This window comes from Streptomyces olivoverticillatus, from assembly GCF_014203555.1.
GTDB lineage: Bacteria > Actinomycetota > Actinomycetes > Streptomycetales > Streptomycetaceae > Streptomyces > Streptomyces olivoverticillatus.
Genome location: NZ_JACHJH010000003.1, coordinates 643982 through 663427 on the forward strand (window position 1 = coordinate 643982; position 19446 = coordinate 663427).

General features: G+C 73.1%; 19 protein-coding genes and 1 pseudogene. 6 read left to right on the top strand and 14 right to left on the bottom strand.

Annotated elements, in window-relative coordinates; genetic code table 11:
• Positions 1-7: 7 nt before the first annotated feature.
• From FHS39_RS13585 to FHS39_RS13605, 5 genes and pseudogenes are all read right to left on the bottom strand, one after another.
• A complete protein-coding gene (locus FHS39_RS13585; RefSeq protein ID WP_184349573.1) occupies positions 8-1258 on the bottom strand; it encodes an IPT/TIG domain-containing protein in 1251 nt (416 codons plus the stop codon).
• A gap of 164 nt (positions 1259-1422) precedes the next feature.
• Entirely contained in the window at positions 1423-2235 is an 813-nt protein-coding gene (locus FHS39_RS13590; protein WP_184349574.1) for an IPT/TIG domain-containing protein, read from the bottom strand.
• A gap of 140 nt (positions 2236-2375) precedes the next feature.
• On the bottom strand, positions 2376-3071 hold the full coding sequence (locus tag FHS39_RS13595) for a hypothetical protein (RefSeq protein ID WP_246470191.1): 696 nt from the start codon (positions 3069-3071) through the stop codon (positions 2376-2378).
• Positions 3072-3408: 337 nt separating this feature from the next.
• Positions 3409-3594 carry a hypothetical protein gene (locus FHS39_RS13600; RefSeq protein WP_184349575.1) on the bottom strand — a complete coding sequence of 62 codons (186 nt, stop codon included), beginning with the start codon at positions 3592-3594 and terminating at the stop codon, positions 3409-3411.
• A 13-nt stretch (positions 3595-3607) separates the two neighbouring features.
• Positions 3608-3793: pseudogene (locus tag FHS39_RS13605) on the bottom strand (PLP-dependent cysteine synthase family protein); the annotation flags it as partial.
• Positions 3794-3949: 156 nt separating this feature from the next.
• Between FHS39_RS13605 and FHS39_RS13610 the strand changes: the two are divergent.
• Together FHS39_RS13610 and FHS39_RS13615 are read left to right on the top strand one after the other, a co-directional pair.
• Complete coding sequence (locus FHS39_RS13610) at positions 3950-4288, top strand: hypothetical protein (protein ID WP_184349576.1); 339 nt, start codon at positions 3950-3952, stop codon at positions 4286-4288.
• A 164-nt stretch (positions 4289-4452) separates the two neighbouring features.
• Positions 4453-4974, top strand: a complete 522-nt coding sequence (locus FHS39_RS13615; RefSeq protein ID WP_184349577.1) for an ATP-binding protein — start codon at positions 4453-4455, stop codon at positions 4972-4974.
• A gap of 32 nt (positions 4975-5006) precedes the next feature.
• Here FHS39_RS13615 and FHS39_RS13620 read toward each other — a convergent pair whose 3' ends face one another.
• The gene (locus FHS39_RS13620; RefSeq protein ID WP_184349578.1) at positions 5007-6230 is read right to left on the bottom strand and encodes an ROK family protein; all 1224 of its coding nucleotides are present in this window, start codon (positions 6228-6230) and stop codon (positions 5007-5009) included.
• Between the two features lie 17 nt (positions 6231-6247).
• Here FHS39_RS13620 and FHS39_RS13625 point away from each other — a divergent pair, with 17 nt between their 5' ends.
• Together FHS39_RS13625 and FHS39_RS13630 are read left to right on the top strand one after the other, a co-directional pair.
• Positions 6248-7474: an MFS transporter gene (locus FHS39_RS13625; protein ID WP_184349579.1), complete on the top strand. Its 1227-nt coding sequence runs from the start codon at positions 6248-6250 to the stop codon at positions 7472-7474.
• Between the two features lie 78 nt (positions 7475-7552).
• Positions 7553-8446, top strand: a complete 894-nt coding sequence (locus FHS39_RS13630; RefSeq protein ID WP_184349580.1) for a DUF2797 domain-containing protein — start codon at positions 7553-7555, stop codon at positions 8444-8446.
• A gap of 33 nt (positions 8447-8479) precedes the next feature.
• On the opposite strand, the gene FHS39_RS13635 is transcribed toward FHS39_RS13630, so the two are convergent.
• Positions 8480-9709, bottom strand: coding sequence for a geranylgeranyl reductase family protein (locus FHS39_RS13635; RefSeq protein WP_343069563.1), 1230 nt, complete (start codon positions 9707-9709; stop codon positions 8480-8482).
• 205 nt (positions 9710-9914) lie between these two features.
• Between FHS39_RS13635 and FHS39_RS13640 the strand changes: the two genes are divergently transcribed.
• Positions 9915-11306, top strand: coding sequence for a dipeptidase (locus FHS39_RS13640; protein ID WP_184349582.1), 1392 nt, complete (start codon positions 9915-9917; stop codon positions 11304-11306).
• 33 nt (positions 11307-11339) lie between these two features.
• On the opposite strand, the gene FHS39_RS13645 is transcribed toward FHS39_RS13640, so the two are convergent.
• Positions 11340-12377 carry an NUDIX domain-containing protein gene (locus FHS39_RS13645; protein ID WP_184349583.1) on the bottom strand — a complete coding sequence of 346 codons (1038 nt, stop codon included), beginning with the start codon at positions 12375-12377 and terminating at the stop codon, positions 11340-11342.
• A 125-nt stretch (positions 12378-12502) separates the two neighbouring features.
• The gene (locus FHS39_RS13650; RefSeq protein WP_184349584.1) at positions 12503-13480 is read right to left on the bottom strand and encodes an ROK family protein; all 978 of its coding nucleotides are present in this window, start codon (positions 13478-13480) and stop codon (positions 12503-12505) included.
• 195 nt (positions 13481-13675) lie between these two features.
• Between FHS39_RS13650 and FHS39_RS13655 the strand changes: the two genes are divergently transcribed.
• On the top strand, positions 13676-14665 hold the full coding sequence (locus tag FHS39_RS13655; RefSeq protein WP_184349710.1) for a LacI family DNA-binding transcriptional regulator: 990 nt from the start codon (positions 13676-13678) through the stop codon (positions 14663-14665).
• Here the strand turns inward: FHS39_RS13655 and FHS39_RS13660 are convergent.
• From FHS39_RS13660 to FHS39_RS13680, 5 genes are all read right to left on the bottom strand, one after another.
• The gene (locus FHS39_RS13660) at positions 14662-15945 is read right to left on the bottom strand and encodes a DUF6986 family protein (protein ID WP_184349585.1); all 1284 of its coding nucleotides are present in this window, start codon (positions 15943-15945) and stop codon (positions 14662-14664) included. The genes FHS39_RS13655 and FHS39_RS13660 overlap by 4 nt on opposite strands.
• Before the next feature lie 142 nt (positions 15946-16087).
• On the bottom strand, positions 16088-17050 hold the full coding sequence (locus FHS39_RS13665; RefSeq protein ID WP_184349586.1) for an electron transfer flavoprotein subunit alpha/FixB family protein: 963 nt from the start codon (positions 17048-17050) through the stop codon (positions 16088-16090).
• 96 nt (positions 17051-17146) lie between these two features.
• The gene (locus tag FHS39_RS13670) at positions 17147-17932 is read right to left on the bottom strand and encodes an electron transfer flavoprotein subunit beta/FixA family protein (protein ID WP_184349587.1); all 786 of its coding nucleotides are present in this window, start codon (positions 17930-17932) and stop codon (positions 17147-17149) included.
• 187 nt (positions 17933-18119) lie between these two features.
• Entirely contained in the window at positions 18120-18635 is a 516-nt protein-coding gene (locus FHS39_RS13675; protein ID WP_184349588.1) for a flavin reductase family protein, read from the bottom strand.
• Between the two features lie 229 nt (positions 18636-18864).
• Positions 18865-19218 carry a TlpA family protein disulfide reductase gene (locus FHS39_RS13680; RefSeq protein WP_184349711.1) on the bottom strand — a complete coding sequence of 118 codons (354 nt, stop codon included), beginning with the start codon at positions 19216-19218 and terminating at the stop codon, positions 18865-18867.
• Positions 19219-19446: the final 228 nt, after the last annotated feature.

A 19446-nucleotide genomic window follows, 5' to 3' on the forward strand; every position in this document is an offset into this window, starting at 1 on the left:
GGATGCGCTACAGCTGGTACTGGAAGGTGGCGCCGTTGCTGGTGCCGCCCGAGGAGTGGACGGTGACGATAACCGGGCCGACCGCACCGGCCGGTGAGGTGGCGACGACCTGCGTGTCGGAGACCGCGGCGAAGGATGCCGGGGCGGTGCCGAAGAACACGGCGTCGATGTAGGTGAAGTTGCTTCCACTGATCAGGACGTCATCCCCGCCGGATACCGAACCCGTGGCAGGAATTAGGGAGTTGATGACCGGCGCTGCGACGTAGATGTAGTAGGCGTCGCCCAGCCCGACGGTGCTGGTGCCGCCTGGTGTGGTGGCCGTGACCAGGACGGTCCCCACGTTCGGGGGAGCCGTGGCGGTGATCTGGCTGTCGGAGTTGACGGTGATGTTGGTGGCCGCGGCGGAGCCGAAGTGCACGGCACTGGTGAGGGCCAGGCTGGAGCCGAAGATGGTGACGGCGTTCCCGCCGCCGCCCGGACCCGTGGTCGGAATCAGGCCGGCGATGGTGGGTGCGGTGATGTAGAAGTAGGGCAGCGCATTGCTGGTGCCCGCCGATGTGGTAACCGTGACGCTGACCGGCTGCGCGGCTCCCCCGGGTGCGGTAACCGTGATCTGGGTGCTGGTGATGGCGGTGATGGTGGCGGAATGACTGCCGAACAGCACGGAGGACGTGCCCGACAGGCCGGTGCCGGAAATGGTGACGGTGTTCCCACCACTGGTCGGCCCCTGGTTCGGGTTCAGGCCGGTGATCACGGGTGCGGTGGAGTTGACGTAGGTGTAGGTCACGTTGCTGCTGGTCGCCACCGAGGTGGTGACCGTGACCGGGACGGAACCGGTGCCCCCCGGAGCCGTCGCCGTGATCTGAGTATCGCTGACCACCGTGAACGACGCCGAGGCGGTCCCGAAGTGCACCGACGAGGCCCCGGTGAACCCCGAGCCGCTGATCGTCACGGTGTTGCCGCCGCTCGTCGACCCCGAGGCCGGGCTCAGACCGGTGATCACCGGACCGACGCTGTAGGTGTAGGTGACGCCGTTACTCGTGCCGAGCGGTGAGGTGACGGTGAGGGCGACCGACCCGGTGCCCGCGGGGGCCGTGGTGGTGATCTGGCTGTCGCTGACCAGCGTGAACGAAGCCACCGCCACGATCCCGAACTTCACGGACGTGACACCGGTGAAGCCGCTGCCGTTGATCGTGACGGCGGTGCCTCCCGTAGGTGGCCCGTGGTTGGGGTTGAGGCTGCTGATGACAGGAGCCATCGTGGAACTCCTTCATGGGGGGTGAATGAGGTGTGCCTTGGCTGCCGTGCGGCAGCCAAGGCACACCGTGGGCTGCGGTTGCGCTCCGCCGACTCCACGCCGAGGCCGTGGTGACGGGCCGACCGCATCGCCCGCTCCTTGGTGCCCGGGGCTCGACCCGAGTCTCAGGCGGTGACGGCGAACTGGTCTGCGGTGACGGCCGTGCTGGTGCCGCCGGGGGTGGTGACCTGGATGTCGTAGGTGGTGCCCACCGTCAGGCCGGAGGGGACATCGAGGGTGAGAGTGCCCGGACCCGTGACGCTGACGTTGTTGGCCGGCACGGCCGTGCCACCGCCGACCGGGGTGAACGTCACGGCGCTGACGTCCACGAAGCAGGTACCAGCGACGATGACGCCGGTGGGAGGGTTGCTCGCCGATCCCGTAGCGGGAGTCACGCTGGTGACCTTCGGCAGGTCGTAGTAGGTGAACTGACAGGCCGCCCCGATCGGGGTGCTGGTGCCGCCGGTGGCGGTAATGAGCACGTCCGCCGAGTCGGTACAGGCGGCGAAGGTGCCGTGGGCCGGTGGGGTGACGGTGAGGTGGCTGTCCGAGAGCACGGTGGGGGCGGCGGAGCCGGCCGCGCCGAAGGCCACCGAGGTCGCGGTCGAGAAACCGCTACCGAAGACATCGATGGGGCCGGCGGGCGTGGCAGGGCCCGTATTGGGAGTCACCGACGTGCACGCGGGTGCGGCGACGTAGAAGAAAGCATTGCTGTTGCTGTTCACACCGGAGACGGTCACGATCACGTTGGCCTGACCGCTGCACCCTGACGGGAGAGTGAGGGTGACGGAAGTATTGCTGGCAGCGGTGGGGGTGACCGTCTTCGTACCGATGCCCACCCTAGTGGTGCTCAGGCTCCCCAGACCAGTGCCAGTGATGGTCATCGTCTGGCCCGAGTGGCCCGAGGTGGGGGAGATCGAACTGATGAAAGGTGCCACGGTTGCTCTCCTATGCTGTTACTGATCGGTTGGGTGCCACAGGGCACAGGGACATGAGCACGGCAGCGTGGTTCCACCTCGCCGTTACGTAACCTGAGGCTCTGTGGTCGAGTTGGGTGCCCTGGTGCCGCCTGCAGGCCTCAACAGGGCGCGGCCAGGGGCGGTTTGGCCGCGCAGTTGTCCGGGGTGTTGCCGGACACATTGGTGACCAGCAGCGTGACGGCGCCCGCGTTCTCGAAGATGCCGCCGCCATCGGACGTGGCGGTGTTACCGGTGACACTGCTGGCGGTCATCGTCAGCGCCGTGTCGCTGTAGATACCACCGCCGAACGAGGCGCGACTGCCCCGGACGCCCCCGCCGGTCACGGTGACCGACCCACCGAGATTGGCGATACCGCCGCCCACCCCGATACCGGCGTCGCCGTTGCTGATGGTGACCGCGGTCAAAGCGAGCCGGCCGTTGTCGGCGGGGATTTGAGAAGGCCCGTCCACCTCGACGATGCGGAAGGCAGGCGCGTTCGACGCGCGGGTGATCTCAGTGGCCAGCCCGGTCATGGTGATTGGCGTGGTGATGTTTGGCAGCCCCGCCGGTCCACCGGCGCCCCCCGAACTGTGGGCGCTGGTGAGGGCGTAGGTGCAAAACGGTGCCAGGATCAGGTCACTGCCCCCAGCGGCGTTGGCCCCGTTGACTGCATCGACCAACGCGGTTTCGCTACAGGGCACGATCACCACCTGCGCCGCACGCGCCGTGTGCGCGTGTGCTGCCGGGGCAGTGAACATGAGCGCACCGACAGCGCCGGTCCCGAACAGCAGTCGAAGCATGATGATGGCTCGCAAAACGCCTCCCTGGACGTATGAGCTACCCCCGTCAGCCGGTGCACCGAAAACGCGCGTCGGCCGGCAGCTTCCTCCGATGGGTGCCCTAGCGGGGGCCTGTGACAGGCACGCACGCCGCCAATGTGGATGAGCTGACTTCCCCAGTGGAGGGATGGGCAGCCCATCTGACCGGACACTGCGAGTAAGTCATCTGAACTGTCATGCAGGCAAGGGGCATGGCAGCCGACCACTCGTTCAGCGGAGCGCATCACCGGGCTGCGGGAGGCGAGATACCCGGCTGCGTTCAGCACACGATGCAGCCTCACCCCCCGGTGGGGGAACGACCGTACCGGGGCTGTCAGATGTCGACCATGCTCGGGTCATCGGTACCGCGCCTGCGCAGCGGCCGGTGCCCGCGCTCGTCGAGCCCGGCACGTACACATCCCCCGAGCGCAGGCCGTCGCGCAGCGCGAACAGAGGCGAGGGTGAAGTAGCGGATCATCTCGTCCTTGCCGATCGCCGGGAACGAGCGCAGGGTCTCCAACTCCTCAGGCCGACCCCCATTCCACGGGCAGCGGGAAGCTCAGCAGATGGGTGTCGGCGGAGCGGTTGGCGTCCGCCTGGACCTTGCGGACCGCCTACTTCAGCCAGGCCCGGTAGGGCGGGTCCGTGCGGTCCACGTCGAGGGTGGGGGCGGGGCCGCCGCCCGAAGGGAGCCGGGCCGCACCGGTCGCCCCCCGGATTCGCTGCGCCGTCCACGCCACCGCTCCTCACGATGCCCGTCGGGGCCCCTGGGGATCACCCGGACGTTCCGATCATAAAGGGGCACTGGTGCCCTGGCCGCCTCACGGGCAGACTGCCGAACAGACGCGACAGTCGGACGACGGAGGCGGTGCACGGTGGCGGAACCGGAGTTCACTGCGACAGGGGTGCGCATCGAGCGCTCCCGCCGCTCCCTCACCCGGGCCGGCCAGGTGAAGATTCGGGACGGCCGGCTGGAGCTGTTGACCAGCTACGGCCGGGAGATCGACAGTGCGCCGGTCGATTCGGTCCAGGCGGGCAAACCGTGGTTCGCGGCCCGCGACCGGGCGCGCGCGACCGTCAACGGGACCCGCTATGTGCTCACGCTGGGCGGAGCAGGCGCCTCCGCGGCGGACGCCGAGGGCGCGGGGGCACGGACGGTGGACCGCTTCCTGGCGGCCGTGCGCTCCGCGCACGACGGCGGCTCCAAGGGCTGAGGGTCAGGAGTTGCGAAGGCGGCTCCGAGAGCCGACGCTTGACTCGTACCGGCAGCATCACTGAGGGTCTGTCGGCGGTCACGGTGTGGGTCGTTGCCGCCGCATCAGCATCGCCATGCACATCTGCATCGGGCTAGCCCTACTTCTTCCAGGGAGTCGCAGCCGTGATCAGCCGAGTGAACAAGCACTGCACCGTTGAGCTCCAGGCTCTCCCGCAGCGGATCGGACAGGTCCGCAGAATCGTATCTGCGCAGCTGCGCTACTGGCATCTCGATCCGCTCATCGATCCCGCCGCGCTCGCCGTCACCGAACTGCTGACCAACGTGCACCAGCACGCGGAGCCGGAGAAGCGCTGCACGGTCGAGATCGACCTCGTCCTGGACCAGCTGACGGTCTCGGTGCGCGACCACGACCCCCGGCTGCCGCGGATCGGCGCCGCGGGCACCGGCAGCACGCACGGCCGCGGCCTCGCCCTCGTCGCTGCGGTGACCTCCAGTTGGGGCGTGCAGGAGCGCCAGGACGGCGGCAAGGTCGTGTGGTTCACCCTCGCCGTGCCCTCCGCCGCCCCTGCAGCCGCCCCCCGGCACACCAGGAGCGCGGGCGCCGCCGTCACCTTCGAGCGCCCTCCGCTGGCGCTGCCCGCCGCGGCCGTACGGACGGCGGCGCGGTCCGCCGTGCCGGGCTGACGCACCGCCACCACCCCCGGGGCTCCGGGGCCTTATCCGACCATCGCCAGCGGGTCGTCCAGCACCGGCTGCCAGGCCGCCTCGGCCGCGCCGATCAGGCTGTTGAACTCCAGTGAACAGGGCAGGATGGGCACGCTTCCGCTGCGTCCCCACAGGCTGCGCTCGGCCACGACGGCCCGCAGCCGCTCGGGGTCGGCGTCCAGCAGTTCGCGGTGGAGGCCGCCCAGCACCACACGGTCCGGGTTGAGGATGTTGACGAGGCCCGCCAGGCCCAGCCCCAGCCGGTCGATGAGCAGGTCCGCGGCGGCTCGTACGGACGGATCCGCGTACTCGGTGCGCAGCAGGTCGCGCGACTGCTGCAGAAGCGAGACCGCGGGGCCGGGCTCGCGGCCCGCGGCGGTGAGGAAGGCCAGCGGGTCGCACTCGACGTCGAGGCAGCCGCGGCTGCCGCAGTGGCAGGGCTGCCCCGTGGGGTTGACGGTGAGGTGACCGACCTCCATGGCCAGTCCGGAACTTCCGCTGTGCAGGCGCCCGTCGAGGACCAGCGCCCCGCCGACGCCCCGGTGTCCGGTGGCCACGCACAGCAGGTGCCGGGCCCCGCGCCCCGCGCCGTGCCGGTGTTCGGCGAGTGCGGTGAGGTTGACGTCGTTGCCCGTGACGCCGGTGACGGGGGTGCCGTCCGGGCCGAGCACGCCGCTCTTGGCGAGCGCCTCGTTGAAGAGCGTGCGCACCGGGGCGCCGACGGGCCAGGACAGGTGCAGCGGGTTGAGGGCCGTGCCCTCGGGCTCGGCGACGGCAGAGGGGACGGCGAGCCCCGCGCCGAGACAGCGCCGCCCGGTCTCCCGCAGCAGCCCGGCACCGGCCTCGACGACGGCGTCGATGATGCGCGAGGGGTCGGCGGGCACCGTCATGCAGCCCGGCGCCGTGGCGATCACCCGGCCACCGAGCCCCACGAGCGCCGCCCGGAAGCCGTCCGCGTGGATCTGCGCGGCGAGGACCACGGGCCCGTTCGGGGCGATGGACAGCCGGTGCGAGGGCCGTCCCTGGGATCCGGCGGACGCCGCGGGGCGGGCGTCGACCTGGATCAGGCCGAGCGCCTCCAGCTCGGCGGCCACGGCCCCGGCGGTGGCGCGGGTCACGCCGAGTTCGGCGGTGAGCACCGCGCGCGTGGGGGCGCGGCCGGTGTGTACGAGCTCCAAGGCCGGGCCGAGGGCGCCGCGGCCCCGCTCCAAACGTGTTGTCCGAGTCTGGGTCACGCCTCTATTCTGACTTTGTGCCGACGCTAAACAAAATACGGACGGCCCTTTCGCGGACCCGGCCGGATCCGAGCCGGACTGCCGACGAGCCCGCCCTGCGCCGCCTCCGTACCGTTTTGACCCTGTTCTTCGCCCTCGACGGCTTCCTTTTCGCCGGGTGGGTGGTCCGCATCCCCGCGATCAAGGAGCAGACCGGGGCCTCCCCCGGCGCCCTCGGGCTCGCCCTGCTCGGCGTGTCGGCGGGCGCCGTGGCCACCATGACGGTGACCGGACGGCTGTGTGCACGGTACGGCAGCCACCCGGTGACGGTGGCCTCCGCCCTGCTGATGTCGCTGGGCATCGCGCTGCCTCCGCTGACCCAATCGGCCTGGGCCCTGGGCCTGGTCCTGATCGTCTTCGGAACCGCCTACGGCGGGCTCAACGTCGCCATGAACAGCGCGGCGGTCGACCTCGTGGCCGCCCTGCGCAGGCCCGTGATGCCCAGTTTCCACGCCGCCTTCAGCGTCGGCGGGATGCTGGGCGCGGCCCTCGGCGCCCTGGTCGCCGGGCACCTGTCGGCCACCGACCACCTGCTCCTCCTGACCGCGACCGGCCTGCTCGTCGCCGCGGCCGCGGGCCGGGTGCTCCTGGCGCACCCGGCGCCCCGGCCGGAGCGTACGGCGGCGCAGGCGGCACCCGGCGGGCGCGGGGCGGGCCGCGAGCGCCGGCTGGTCGCCGTCTTCGGACTGATCGCTCTGTGCACCGCGTACGGAGAGGGGGCGCTCGCCGACTGGGGCGCGCTCCATCTCGCACAGGACCTCTCCGCACGGGCGGGCGTCGCGGCGGTCGGCTACAGCGTCTTCGCGCTCGCCATGACCGTGGGACGGCTCACGGGCAGCGCCCTCCTCGAACGCCTGGGGCAGACGAGGGTGCTGGTGCTGGGCGGGGCGACCGCGGCGCTGGGCATGCTGATCGGTTCGCTGGCCCCCGCGGTCTGGGCCGTGTTCGCCGGGTTCGCGATCACGGGCCTGGGGCTGGCCAACATCTTCCCCGTGGCGGTGGGCCGGGCCGGTGAGCTGGCGGGGCCGGGCGGCGTCGCGGCCGCGTCGACGTTCGGCTACGGCGGCATGCTGCTGGGGCCGCCCGCCATCGGCTTCCTCGCGGACTGGCTCTCGCTGCCGGCCGCCCTGACGACGGTCGCCGCCCTCTCGGCCGTGGCGGCGCTCGTGGCCTACACCACGCGGAACGCGGTACGGCGGACGTGACGGCGTCGGTTGTCAGTGGCCGCTGACACGATGGAGACATCGGCCGAAGCGGCGGCAGGGCGAAAGGGGCGGGCCGGCATGGACCCTCGGCACACCGACTGGAGCTGCGCCGGGCTGCGGTGGAGCACCTCGGGCCCCGCCCTGCTGTGGCGCCACCCCGTGCGCGGCGAGCGGCTCTCCGCCCTGCCGCCGCAGAAGCGGCTGGCGTTCGCCACGGGTGCCCGGCGCCTGTGCACCGGGGTACGCAGAGGCGGCAGGCACACCCCGTGCCCGGCCGCCGCCGAGGTGCCGGCCGCGGCCGTCTCGGCGCAGTGCCCCGAGTGCGCCCGGCTGGACCGCTCCCGCTCGGTGGCCGCCGACACCGCCCTCGACGACCCCCGCCCGTACGACGTGTATCTCGCCTGGTTCGGCCCGCGCCTGGTCAAGGTGGGCATCACCGCCGCCGAGCGGCAGGGGGTGCGGCTGCTGGAGCAGGCCGCGCTGTCCTACGCCCTGTTGGGGCGCGGCCCGCTGATGGCGGCACGCCGGGCGGAAGCCGTGCTGGGCGCGGCCCTGTCCGTGCCGGACCGCTTCCCTTACGCGGCCAAGCGCGCCGCCCGGCACCCCTTGCCCTCACAGCAGCGGCGCACGGCCGAGCTGGCGGAGCTGCATGCGCGCGCATGTGCGCTTGAAGGGCTCGCGGAGTCCCTCGCGGTCCGGGCTTTCGCACCGGTTCACCACGATGCGGCGTTCCACCTGGAGCGGCTGCGCCCCTGCGACGGCACGGTCGAGCTCGCCGCCGGGTGCACGGTGGCGGGGAGCGTGCTGGCGGTGGTGGGGCCGGATGTGTACCTGGAGGAAGGGGACGGCCGTCTGCTGCTCGTGGACGGGCGGCAGTTGGCGGGCTGGGCGCTGACGGCGACCGCCCCGGATGCCGCGACGACCGCGGCGATACGGGCCCGGCAGCCGGACGGCCCGCAGGCGCTGTTCTGAGGGAGCCCGCCGCCGCCGGGCGGCGGGCAGTACTCAGGAGCGGTCCATCGCCGACAGCAACCTGCGCGCCATCGGATGCGTCCGCACGACCTCGGCCAGCGTCGTCGTGCCGCGCGTGACGTTCGCGAAGACCCGCCAGGCCGGGCGGAAGCCGGTCACGGCCGCGTGGATGAGGCCGGGGCGGCGCTCGTAGAGGGCGAGGATGCGGCGGCCCACGCCCATCTCCACACCCAGCCCGGCCTTGATCGCGAAGGCGTAGTTGAGGGCCTGGCGGCGCGCGTCCACCGCGTCCTGGGCCTCGGCGATACGGACGGCCCACTCCCCCGCCAGCCGCCCCGAGCGCAGCGCGAAGGAAATGCCCTCACGGGTGAACGGCTCCAGCAGCCCCGCCGCGTCGCCGCAGACGATGACCCGGCCGCGGGAGAGCGGGGAGTCGTCGGCCCGGCAGCGGGTGAGGTGGCCGGAGGAGATGCTCGGCTCGAAGCCCGCGAGGCCCAGGCGGGCGATGAAGTCCTCCAGGTAGCGCTTGGTGCCCGCGCCCTCGCCGCGCGCGGAAATCACGCCGACGGTCAGGGTGTCGCCCTTGGGGAAGACCCAGCCGTAACTGCCGGGGATGGGGCCCCAGTCGATCTGCACCCGCCCGGCCCAGTCCTGGGCGACGGTGGCCGGCACCGGGATCTCGGCCTCCAGGCCGAGATCCACCTGCTCCAGCTTCACCCCGACGTGGGCCCCTATGCGCCCGGCGCTGCCGTCTGCGCCGATGACGGCACGGGCGAGCAGCGTGCGGCCGTCGCCGAGCACGAGGGCCACGGTGCGGCGGTCGGGGACGGCGGGGCCGTGCTGCTCTACGCGGGAGACCGTCACGCCGGTGCGCACCTCGGCGCCCGCCGCCTTGGCCATCTCGACGAGGCCGGCGTCGAACTCGGGCCGGTTGACGAGCCCGAAGAGCATCCGCTTGGAGCGGCGGGTGCGGGTCAGCTTCCCGTTGAGGGAGAAGGTGACGGCGTGCACCCGGTCGCGCAGCGGCAGTTGGAAGCCGGGCGGCAGGGCGTCGCGCGAGGGGCCGATGATGCCGCCGCCGCACGTCTTGTAGCGGGGGAGCTCGGACTTCTCCAGAAGCAGCACCCTGCGGCCCGTGGCGGCCGCGGCACAGGCGGCCGAGGCCCCGGCGGGCCCGGCGCCCACCACCACGACGTCCCACACCGGCTCGCTGTCCTGGGGTACGTCCGGGCCCGCTTCCCGGGCTGCGCTGTCGCTGCTCACCTGTGCTTCCACTCCCGCTCGATCACCGGTTACGGCTACCGCCCGCATCCTACGGGCCCGCCGTCCGGCCACTGTCCGGGGGAAGCCCCGAAAGGATCATGGTCCGCCCATGGGAGGATCAGACCCGATATCGCCCGTACGTACGGACAGCCGTACGCACGGGCCATCCGTACGGATACAACGCCGCGCCCACAAGGAGCGTTCCATGGACACGTCCTCGACCCGACGACCGGATCCGGCCGGGCTCGCGACCACCGTTGCCTCGCTGCTGCCCCGCGCCAGGACCGAGCTGGCCGAACTGGTCGCCTTCAAATCGGTCGCGGACGAGGCCCAGTTCCCCAAGAGCGAGTGCGACGCGGCCGCGAGCTGGGTGGCCGACGCGCTGCGCGCCGAGGGCTTCCAGGACGTCGCGGTGCTCGACACCCCCGACGGCACGCAGTCCGCGTACGGCCACCTGCCCGGCCCCGAGGGCGCGCCCACCGTGCTGCTCTACGCGCACTACGACGTGCAGCCCCCGCTGGACGAGAGCGCCTGGCTCTCGCCGCCCTTCGAGCTCACCGAGCGCGACGGGCGCTGGTACGGGCGCGGAGCCGCCGACTGCAAGGGCGGCTTCATCATGCACCTGCTGGCGCTGCGGGCGCTCAAGGCCAACGGCGGCGTGCCGGTCGGCGTGAAGGTGATCGTCGAGGGCTCGGAGGAGCAGGGCACCGGCGGTCTCCAGCGCTATGCCGAGGCGCACCCGGAGCTGCTGGCCGCCGACGCCATCGTCATCGGCGACACCGGCAACTTCCGGGTCGGCCTGCCGACGGTCACCGCGACGCTGCGCGGCATGACGCTGGTGCGCGTCCAGGTGGACACCCTCGAGGGCGACCTGCACTCCGGCCAGTTCGGCGGCGCGGCCCCCGACGCCCTCGCGGCGCTGATCCGCATCCTGGACTCGATGCGCGCCGAGGACGGCACGACGGTCGTCACCGGCCTGGAGGAGCAGGCCGCGGCGACGTGGGAGGGGCTGCAGTACCCGGAGGAGGACTTCCGCAAGGACGCGAAGGTGCTCGACGGGGTCGGCCTGATCGGTTCCGGCACGGTCGCCGACCGCATCTGGGCCCGGCCCGCCGTCACCGTGCTGGGCATCGACTGCCCGCCGGTCATCGGCGCCACGCCGTCGGTGCAGGCGGGCGCCCGGGCGCTGATCAGCCTGCGGGTGCCGCCGGGCACGGACGCGGCCGAGGCGACGCAGCTGCTCTTCGCGCACCTGCAGGCGGCGGCGCCGTGGGGCGCCCGTGTGTCGGTCGAGCAGATCGGTCAGGGCCAGCCCTTCCGCGCGGACACCACGAGCCCGGCGTACGCGTCGATGGCCGAGGCCATGCGCGTCGCCTACCCGGGCGAGGAGATGCAGACCTCGGGCATGGGCGGCTCCATCCCGCTGTGCAACACCCTCGCCTCCCTCTACCCCGAGGCGGAGATCCTGCTGATCGGCCTGAGTGAGCCGGAGGCCCAGATCCACGCGGTCAACGAGAGCGTCTCGCCGCAGGAGCTGGAGCGGCTCTCCCTCGCGGAGGCGCTGTTCCTCGCCAACTACGCCGAGAGCAAGCGCTGAATACGCTGAATTGAGCCGGGGGCCGGCCCCCGGTCACCCGACCGGCACCCCCGCCTCCAGGTTGAACGGGCACCCCCGCTCACGGGCGCGCAGCGCCCAGCGGAGCCTGCTCAGCCGGACCGGGGGGAGCATGGTGGAGGCCTCCTCCTCGGTGACGAAGCGCCAGCCGCGCAGTTCGGAGCCGGGCAGCAGGAGGCGGTCCGCGTCGGCCCCGGCCAGCCGGCCGCCGTCGAAGAGGAAACGCATGCCGCCGAAGCCCGGGGGCCTCGGCGGCTCCCAGTCGACGACCAACAGGCGCGGCACGGCGGCGAGTTCGATGCCGATCTCCTCGGCGACCTCGCGCATGCCCGCGCGGGCGGGCGCCTCGCCCGGCTCCACGACCCCGCCGGGGAACTCCCAGCCCGGCTTGTAGGTGGGGTCGACCAGCAGCACCCGGTCGTGCTCGTCGAAGAGCAGCACCCCGGCGGCGAGGGTCTCGGCCCTCGGCTCCGGGGTCTGGACGATCTGGCAGACGCCCGCGGTGCCGTTGCGCACGGACTCGGCGACGCGCTCGGCCGCCTCGCGGGGCGTGAGAGCGGACGTGTCGACGGCGTAGGCATCGCCTTCGAGCCAGGTCAGCGCCTCGCGGTAGGGGGCGATGTGGTCGCGCGCCCACTGGCGGACCGACTCACTGCGCCCGGCGTCGTCCTCGAACTCGACGCGGTGCTCGATGCGCGTTCGCAGGATCGTTTCATCGGATGTCAGCAGCACATGCCGGACCCGGATTCTGCGGGAGGCCAGGGCACCGAATATCTCGTCCCGGTACTCCTGGCGCAGCAGCGTCATCGGCACGATCAGCACCCCGCCCACCTCCGCGAGCAGCGCGGCGGCCGTGTCCGCCACCATTCGCCGCCAGATCGGCAGGTCCTGGTAGTCGGTGACCCCGGCCAGACGCTTCGGCGGCAGCAGGTGGCGCAGGGCGCCGCCGATCACCTCGGGGTCGTAGAGGGTGCTGCCCGGGATGAGCTCGGCCAGCTCCCTGGCCGTGCTGGTCTTTCCCCCACTGAACGGACCGTTCAGCCAGACGATCACGGTTCCCCCTCCTCCGTAGCCCCTGTGGAGCGCCCGCAACACCGTGCCCGTACCACCCTGCCACGCAAACGTGTGCGAGCGGGATGGGGCGCCGCCCGGCCAAACAGCGGCTGGTTCCCGCCGTTTCAGTGCCGGCGGCCGCCCGGTCCGGCCGTTTCCCACAGGCCGCAGGCGTCCGCCGCGGCAGCGGCGGCGCCGACCAGTCCCGCGTCGGAGCCGAGCCGGGCGGGGAGCACCTCGACGCCGGAGGCGAAGGAGAGCGTCGCGTAGTCGCGCAGGCGCTCGCGCAGCGGTGCGAAGAGGACTTCTCCGGCACCGGCGACGCCGCCGCCTATGACGGCCACCTCGATCTCGACGAGCGTGGCGGTCGCGGCGATCCCGGCCGCCAGCGCCTGTGCGGCCCGGGCGAAGGAGGCGAGGGCCGCCCGGTCGCCGGCGCGGGCCGCGGCCGCGACCGCCGCCGCGCTCGCGTCGCCGTCCGGGCCCGGACGCCAGCCGGTCTCCAGCGCACGGCGGGCGATGTTGGGACCGCTGGCGATGCGCTCGACGCAGCCGCGGGCGCCACAGGGGCAGAGGTCCCCGTCGAGGTCGACACTGATGTGCCCGATGTGACCGGCGTTGCCCGTGGGCCCCGGGTGCAGTCGGCCGCTCAGCACCAGGCCGCCGCCGACCCCGGTGGAGACGACCAGGCACAGGGCGTTGGCCCGGCCGCGGGCCGCGCCCTGCCAGTGCTCGGCCGCCGTCATCGCGACCCCGTCGCCGACGAGCACCACCGGCAGCCCGGCGGTCAGCCTGCCCACCTCGGCCACCAGCGGAAACCCCCGCCAGCCGGGCACGTTGACGGGGCTGACGGTGCCTTCGGCGGCATTCACGGGCCCGGCGCTGCCGATGCCGACGGCCCGCACGCGGGGCCGGCGCCCGTCGGCGAGGAGCTCGCCGAGCACCTCCGCGACCGCGCCCATCACCGTGGCCGCGTCGCCGTCCGCCGGGGTGGCGCGCCGGGCGCGGGCGAGCAGCCGTCCCGCCCCGTCCACCAGCGCTCCCGCGATCTTGGTGCCGCCGATGTCGAGAGCGGCGACGAGCTCGCCGGTGTCGTTGTGCACGGGAGGGTCTCTCCTGGTCCGCGGTGGTGGGGGGTGGTCCGCCCGCCAGTCTCCCCCGGTCTTGACAACGTTGTCCAGGCTCTATGCTCGACCTCACCCCGCGCACCCGACGCCCCGTCCGGAGGACGAGCACCCGTGTCCGACGCCGCCCGTACCGCCCGCAGTCCGCAGCCCCGCTACGGCAACCGCCCGACCATGAAGGACGTCGCGGCCCGCGCCGGGGTCGGGCTGAAGACCGTCTCGCGCGTGGTCAACGGCGAGCCGGGCGTCACCGCCGAGACCGAGAGGCGCGTGCAGGACGCCATCACCGCGCTCGGCTTCCGCCGCAACGACAGCGCCCGCATCCTGCGCAAGGGCCGCACCGCCTCCGTCGGGCTGGTCCTGGAGGACCTGGCCGACCCCTTCTACGCGCCGCTCAACCGCGCGGTCGAAGAGGTCGCCCGCGACCACGGCGCCCTGCTCATCAACGGTTCCAGCGCCGAGGACCCGGAGCGCGAGCGCGAGTTGGCCCTGGCCCTGTGCGCCCGCCGGGTCGACGGGCTGGTCATCGTGCCGGCGGGCGACGACCACCGCTATCTGGAGCCGGAGATCGCGGCCGGGATCGCCACCGTCTTCGTCGACCGCCCGGCCGGGCGGATAGCCGCCGACGCGGTGCTCTCGGACAACTTCGGCGGCGCCCGCGAGGGCGTGGCCCACCTCGTCGCCCACGGCCACCGCCGCATCGGCTTCCTCGGCGACCGGCCTGGCATCCACACCGCCGCCGAGCGGCTGCGCGGCTACCGGGCCGCGATGGCGGCCGCGGGACTGCCCGTCGACGAGGCCTGGGTCTCGCTGGGGCCCACCGATCCCGGGCGGGTACGGGCGGAGGCGGAGCGCATACTCACCGGCCCCGGGGCGGTGACCGCGCTGTTCACGGGGAACAACCGGGTGACGGCCACGGCGGTGCGCGTCATCGCGGGCCTGGGACGCCCGGTGGCACTGGTCGGCTTCGACGACCTGGAGCTGGCCGATCTGCTCTCGCCCGCCGTCACGGTGGTGGCGCAGGACGCGGGGCAACTGGGGCGCACGGCCGCCGAGTTGCTGTTCCGGCGGCTGGAGGGGGCGCAGGACGCGGCACGGCGGGTGGAGCTGCCCACCCGTCTGATCGTGCGCGGTTCCGGGGAGATCCCGCCGGCCGCAGGTTAGTCCTGGGGGGCGGTGCGCCCCGCCAGCCGGTCCAGCGCGGCGCGGTCCAGTCCGGTGAGGGCGGCGACCTCCTCGGCGTCGAGGGCGCCGCAGTCGAGCCCGCGCAGCAGGTATCCGCTCAACGCCCGGGCCGTGGCGGGCTCGTCCAGCACCGCGCCGCCGCCCCCGCCCGCGTACGCGGCGAGGCGCCCGGCGGCCTCCTCCAACCCCTCGCGGTAGAAGGCGTAGACGGCCGCGTACCGGGTGGGCAGCTGGCCGGGGTGCATGTCCCAGCCCTGGTAGTAGGCGCGGGCCAGCGCCCGGCGGACGAGGCCGTGGTGCAGCCGCCAGGCGGCGTGCACGCGCTCGCGCGGGCCGACGGGCAGGACGTTCGTGGAGCCGTCGCACAGCCGCACCCCGGTGCCGGCCGCCGCGACCTGCATGACGGCCTTGGCGTGGTCGGCCGCCGGGTGGTCCGCCGACTGGTGGGCCGCGCTCACGCCGCAGGCGGCGCTGTAGTCGAAGGTGCCGTAGTGCAGGGAGGTCACCCGGCCCTGCCCGGCCTCGATCAGGCGGGCCACGGTGGCGCGGCCGTCGGCGCCGAGAATCGACTGGGTCGTCTCTATCTGCACCTCGAAGCGGATCCGCCCGCCGTCGAGGCCGCGCGCCTTCTCGAACTCCTCGGCGAGGTGCACCATGGCGGCGACCTGCTCCGGGTAGCTGACCTTCGGCAGCGTCAGGACGAGCCCCTCCGGCAGGCCGCCGGCCTCCAACAGGCCGGTGAGGAAGACGTCGAGGGTGCGCACGCCCCGGTCGCGGACGGCCGCCTCCATGCACTTCATCCGGATCCCCGTCCAGGGCGGCGCGGTGCCCTCGGCGCAGGCCCGGGCCACCAGCTGCGCCGCACGGGCGGCCGCCGCGTCCTCCTCGGCGTCGGGGCGGAGCCCGTAGCCGTCCTCGAAGTCGATCCGCAGGTCCTCCACCGGCTCCCGCCGCAGTTTGGCCCGTACGCGGTCGTATACGGGGCCGGCGAGGCGGTCGGGTATGCCGAGGACCGCCGCGAAGGAGGCGGCGTCGGGCGCGTGCCGGTCCAGGGCGGCCAGCGCGCCCTCGCCCCAGGAGCGGACGGTCGCGGCGTCGAAGGCGTCGGCGGGGACGTAGACGGTGTGAACGGGCTGGCGGGTGCCCGGATCGCCCGGGTAGCGGCGGGCGAGCTCCGCGTCGACCAAAGCCAGCGAGGCGCCGATGCGCTCGCCCACGGCGCTGGTGAAGGTTGTCGAGACCGTCTGCTGGTGCCCCATGCCCGCCTCCGCGTTTCCGCCTGCCGGAATCGGCTGTCCGTGTCGCGAAGTTATCCGCGGCCCGGCACAAGGTCAACAGTCCCTTGGACGCGCGCGGGGCCCCGTACGCGAGCGCGTACGGGGCCCCGGCGGCCGTGGCAGGTCAGCCCTTGCGGGTCTTGATCTCCTCGGTCAGCTGCGGGACGACCTCGAAGAGGTCGCCGACCACGCCGTAGTCGACCAGCTCGAAGATCGGAGCCTCGGCGTCCTTGTTGATGGCGACGATGGTCTTCGACGTCTGCATGCCGGCACGGTGCTGGATGGCACCGGAGATGCCCGCCGCGATGTAGAGCTGCGGCGAGACCGACTTGCCGGTCTGGCCGACCTGGTTGGTGTGCGGGTACCAGCCGGCGTCGACGGCGGCGCGCGAGGCGCCGACGGCCGCACCGAGCGAGTCGGCCAGGCCCTCGATGAGGGGGAAGTTCTCGGCGCCGTTGACGCCGCGGCCGCCGGAGACCACGATCGCGGCCTCGGTCAGCTCCGGGCGGCCGGTGGACTCGCGCGGGGTGCGGGCGACGACCTTGGTGCCCTTGGAGGCGTCGGCCACGGTCACCGCGAGCTGCTCGACCGTGCCCGCGGCCGGGGCGGCCTCGGGAGCGGCGGAGTTGGGCTTGACGGTGATGACCGGGGTGCCCTTGGTGACGCGGGACTTGGTGGAGTACGAGGCCGCGAAGACGGACTGCGTGGCCACCGGGCCCTCGGCACCGGCCTCCAGGTCGACGGCGTCGGTGATGATGCCGGAGCCGATGCGGACCGCGAGGCGGGCCGCGATCTCCTTGCCCTCGGCCGAGGACGGCACGAGCACGGCGGCCGGGGAGACGGCCTTGTACGCGGCCTCCAGCGCGTCCACCTTGGGGGCGACGAGGTAGTCGGCGAACTCGGCGGCGTCGGCCGTGAGGACCTTGACCGCGCCGTACTCGGCGAGCGTCGCGGCGGCGGCGTCCGCACCGGCACCCAGGTGCACGGCGACGGGCTCGCCGATGCGGCGGGCGAGGGTCAGCAGCTCGAGGGTGGGCTTGCGGACGGCGCCGTCCACGTGGTCGACATAGACGAGGACTTCAGCCATGGTGTTGCTCTCCTGCGGGAAGTGTGAGGGCGGTGGGAGGAGTTACCGGGCTCAGATGCTGTGTGGTTCCGGGGGATAACCCCCGGACCCCCAGCCTTAAATGAACTTCTGGCCCGCGAGGAACTCGGCGAGCTGCTTGCCGCCCTCGCCCTCGTCCTTGACGATCGTGCCGGCCGTGCGGGCCGGGCGCTCCGTGGCCTCGTCGACCTTGGTCCAGGCGTTCTCCAGGCCGACCTCGTCCGCCTCGATGCCGAGGTCGGACAGGTCCAGGGACTCCACCGGCTTCTTCTTGGCGGCCATGATGCCCTTGAAGGACGGGTAACGGGCCTCGCCGGACTGGTCGGTGACGGAGACGACAGCCGGGAGCGCGGCCTCGAGCTGCTCGCTGGCGGCGTCGCCGTCGCGGCGGCCGGTCACCTTGCCGTCCTCGACCTTGACCTCGGAGAGCAGGGTCACCTGCGGCACGCCCAGGCGCTCGGCGAGCATCGCCGGGACCACGCCCATGCCGCCGTCGGTGGAGGCCATGCCCGAGACGACCAGGTCGTAGCCGACGTGCTCAAGGGCCTTGGCCAGCACCAGCGACGTGCCCAGCGCGTCGGTGCCGTGCAGGTCGTCGTCCTCGACGTGGACGGCCTTGTCGGCACCCATGGACAGCGCCTTGCGCAGGGCGTCCTTGGCGTCCTCGGGGCCGACGGTCAGGACGGTGATCTCCGCGTCGTCCGCCTCGTCCTTGATCTGCAGCGCCTGCTCGACCGCGTACTCGTCGAGCTCCGAGAGCAGGCCGTCCACGTCGTCGCGGTCGACGGTCAGGTCCTCGGCGAAGTGCCGGTCGCCGGTGGCGTCGGGCACGTACTTCACACAGACAACGATCCTCAAGCTCACGCCGGCTCTCCTACTGCATCGTCTCTTCACAGCTGCCTTGGCAGGCAGCATAGGCGCCTTGTGGGGCGGATTCCGATGGGTGCGGATCCCGCTCCCACCAAAATGTTACTCGCCAGTACATCGAGGGTGTTCACCGAGCGCAAGGGCGGACGGCTGTGATCTGTCCAACGCGGGAGAAAGGGACGTCTCAGTCCCTCAGCGCGTTGAAGCGCCCCTGGTGGTAGAGGAGCGGGCGGCCGGCGCCGGAGGGGTCGCCCACGACCGCCTCGGCGAGCACCAGCCGGTGGTCCCCGGCGGGCACCCGGGCCACCACGCGGCAGACCATCCAGGCCAGCACGCCCTCCAGCAGCGGCACCCCGTGCGGGCCGCGGTGCCAGCGGGTGGGCGGGGCGAAGCGGTCGGCGCCGCTGCGCGCGAAGGTGGCGGCCAGGTCCTGCTGGTGCTCGCCGAGTATGTGCACGCCCACGTGCTCGGCCTCGGCCAGCACGGGCCAGCTGGAGGAGCCGGTGCCCACGCCGAAGGAGACCAGCGGGGGCTCGGCGGCCACGGAGGTGAGGGAGGTGGCGGTGAAACCGGCCGGCCGGGTGCCGTGCGCGGTGATCACCGCGACGCCGGCGGCGTGCCGGCGGAAGACCGAACGCAGCAGGCCGGGCGTGGCGGGGGTGGCCGTGGCGGGGGTGCCGAGATCGGGCGAGGCCGTCATGAAGGGGTCCTTCTGCCGGAGGGGCGAGCCGGGAGCGGGGTTTCCCCGGGCGGTGCCGAGGGGAGGTCACGGGTGCTCACGGGCCCGGACAGCGCGCGCTCGCGGTCCGCAGAAGGTCCACGTACGCGCGTCCGTGGAGAAGGAGCCCTGGCCACATAGCGTCACAGTGACGATTCGAGGTGTGCAGCGTCAAGTGAGCCCGGACAGATGCGAGACGGATCACGGTGCGTCAGACCGCCGCACCGAGGGCCGCGATGACGTCGGCGCGGCGCGGCTGCCCGGTGGCACGGCGCACGATCCGGCCCTGCCCGTCGAGGACGAGCGTGGTGGGGGTGGTGGCGACGCCGAGGGCGCGCACGAGCGCGAGGCGGGCCTCCGCGTCGATCTCGACGTGGGCGACGCCCTCGACCATCGCGGCGACCTCGGCAAGGACCCGCCGCGTCGCCCGGCAGGGCTGGCAGAAGGCGCTGGAGAACTGGACGAGCGTGGCCCGCTCCCCCAGCGCCGCGCCGATCTCCTCGGCGCCGAGCCGGCCGCCCTCGTCCCGCTCGTCCTCCCGGTCGTCCCGCACGGGCACGTCCATCCCCTTCCCGTCGTTGTCGGTCCACATCCGGTCACCGGATGCAGCGTCGTGGGAGGCCGGGAAATTTCCCGGGTATGGCTTCCTCCGGTGCCCGGCGCACGCCCGATGCGTCCGGTGCCGCGGGCGGACGTGATGAGGATCTCCCGGCCTACGGGGCGTCCCCGCTGGCCCGCGGGCCGGGCATTCGGGCACGATCTGGCAGAAGCCGCACCCTACGGCCGCGTAACT

Excerpts from the sequence above, each read along its gene's own strand:
- FHS39_RS13640 (WP_184349582.1), top strand. The coding sequence starts at position 9,915 with ATGGACACGTCCTCGACCCGACGACCGGATCCGGCCGGGCTCGCGACC.
- FHS39_RS13675 (WP_184349588.1), bottom strand. The coding sequence starts at position 18,635 with ATGACGGCCTCGCCCGATCTCGGCACCCCCGCCACGGCCACCCCCGCC.
- FHS39_RS13585 (WP_184349573.1), bottom strand. The coding sequence starts at position 1,258 with ATGGCTCCTGTCATCAGCAGCCTCAACCCCAACCACGGGCCACCTACG.
- FHS39_RS13680 (WP_184349711.1), bottom strand. The coding sequence starts at position 19,218 with ATGGACGTGCCCGTGCGGGACGACCGGGAGGACGAGCGGGACGAGGGC.
- FHS39_RS13655 (WP_184349710.1), top strand. The coding sequence starts at position 13,676 with ATGAAGGACGTCGCGGCCCGCGCCGGGGTCGGGCTGAAGACCGTCTCG.
- FHS39_RS13660 (WP_184349585.1), bottom strand. The coding sequence starts at position 15,945 with ATGGGGCACCAGCAGACGGTCTCGACAACCTTCACCAGCGCCGTGGGC.
- FHS39_RS13630 (WP_184349580.1), top strand. The coding sequence starts at position 7,553 with ATGGACCCTCGGCACACCGACTGGAGCTGCGCCGGGCTGCGGTGGAGC.
- FHS39_RS13665 (WP_184349586.1), bottom strand. The coding sequence starts at position 17,050 with ATGGCTGAAGTCCTCGTCTATGTCGACCACGTGGACGGCGCCGTCCGC.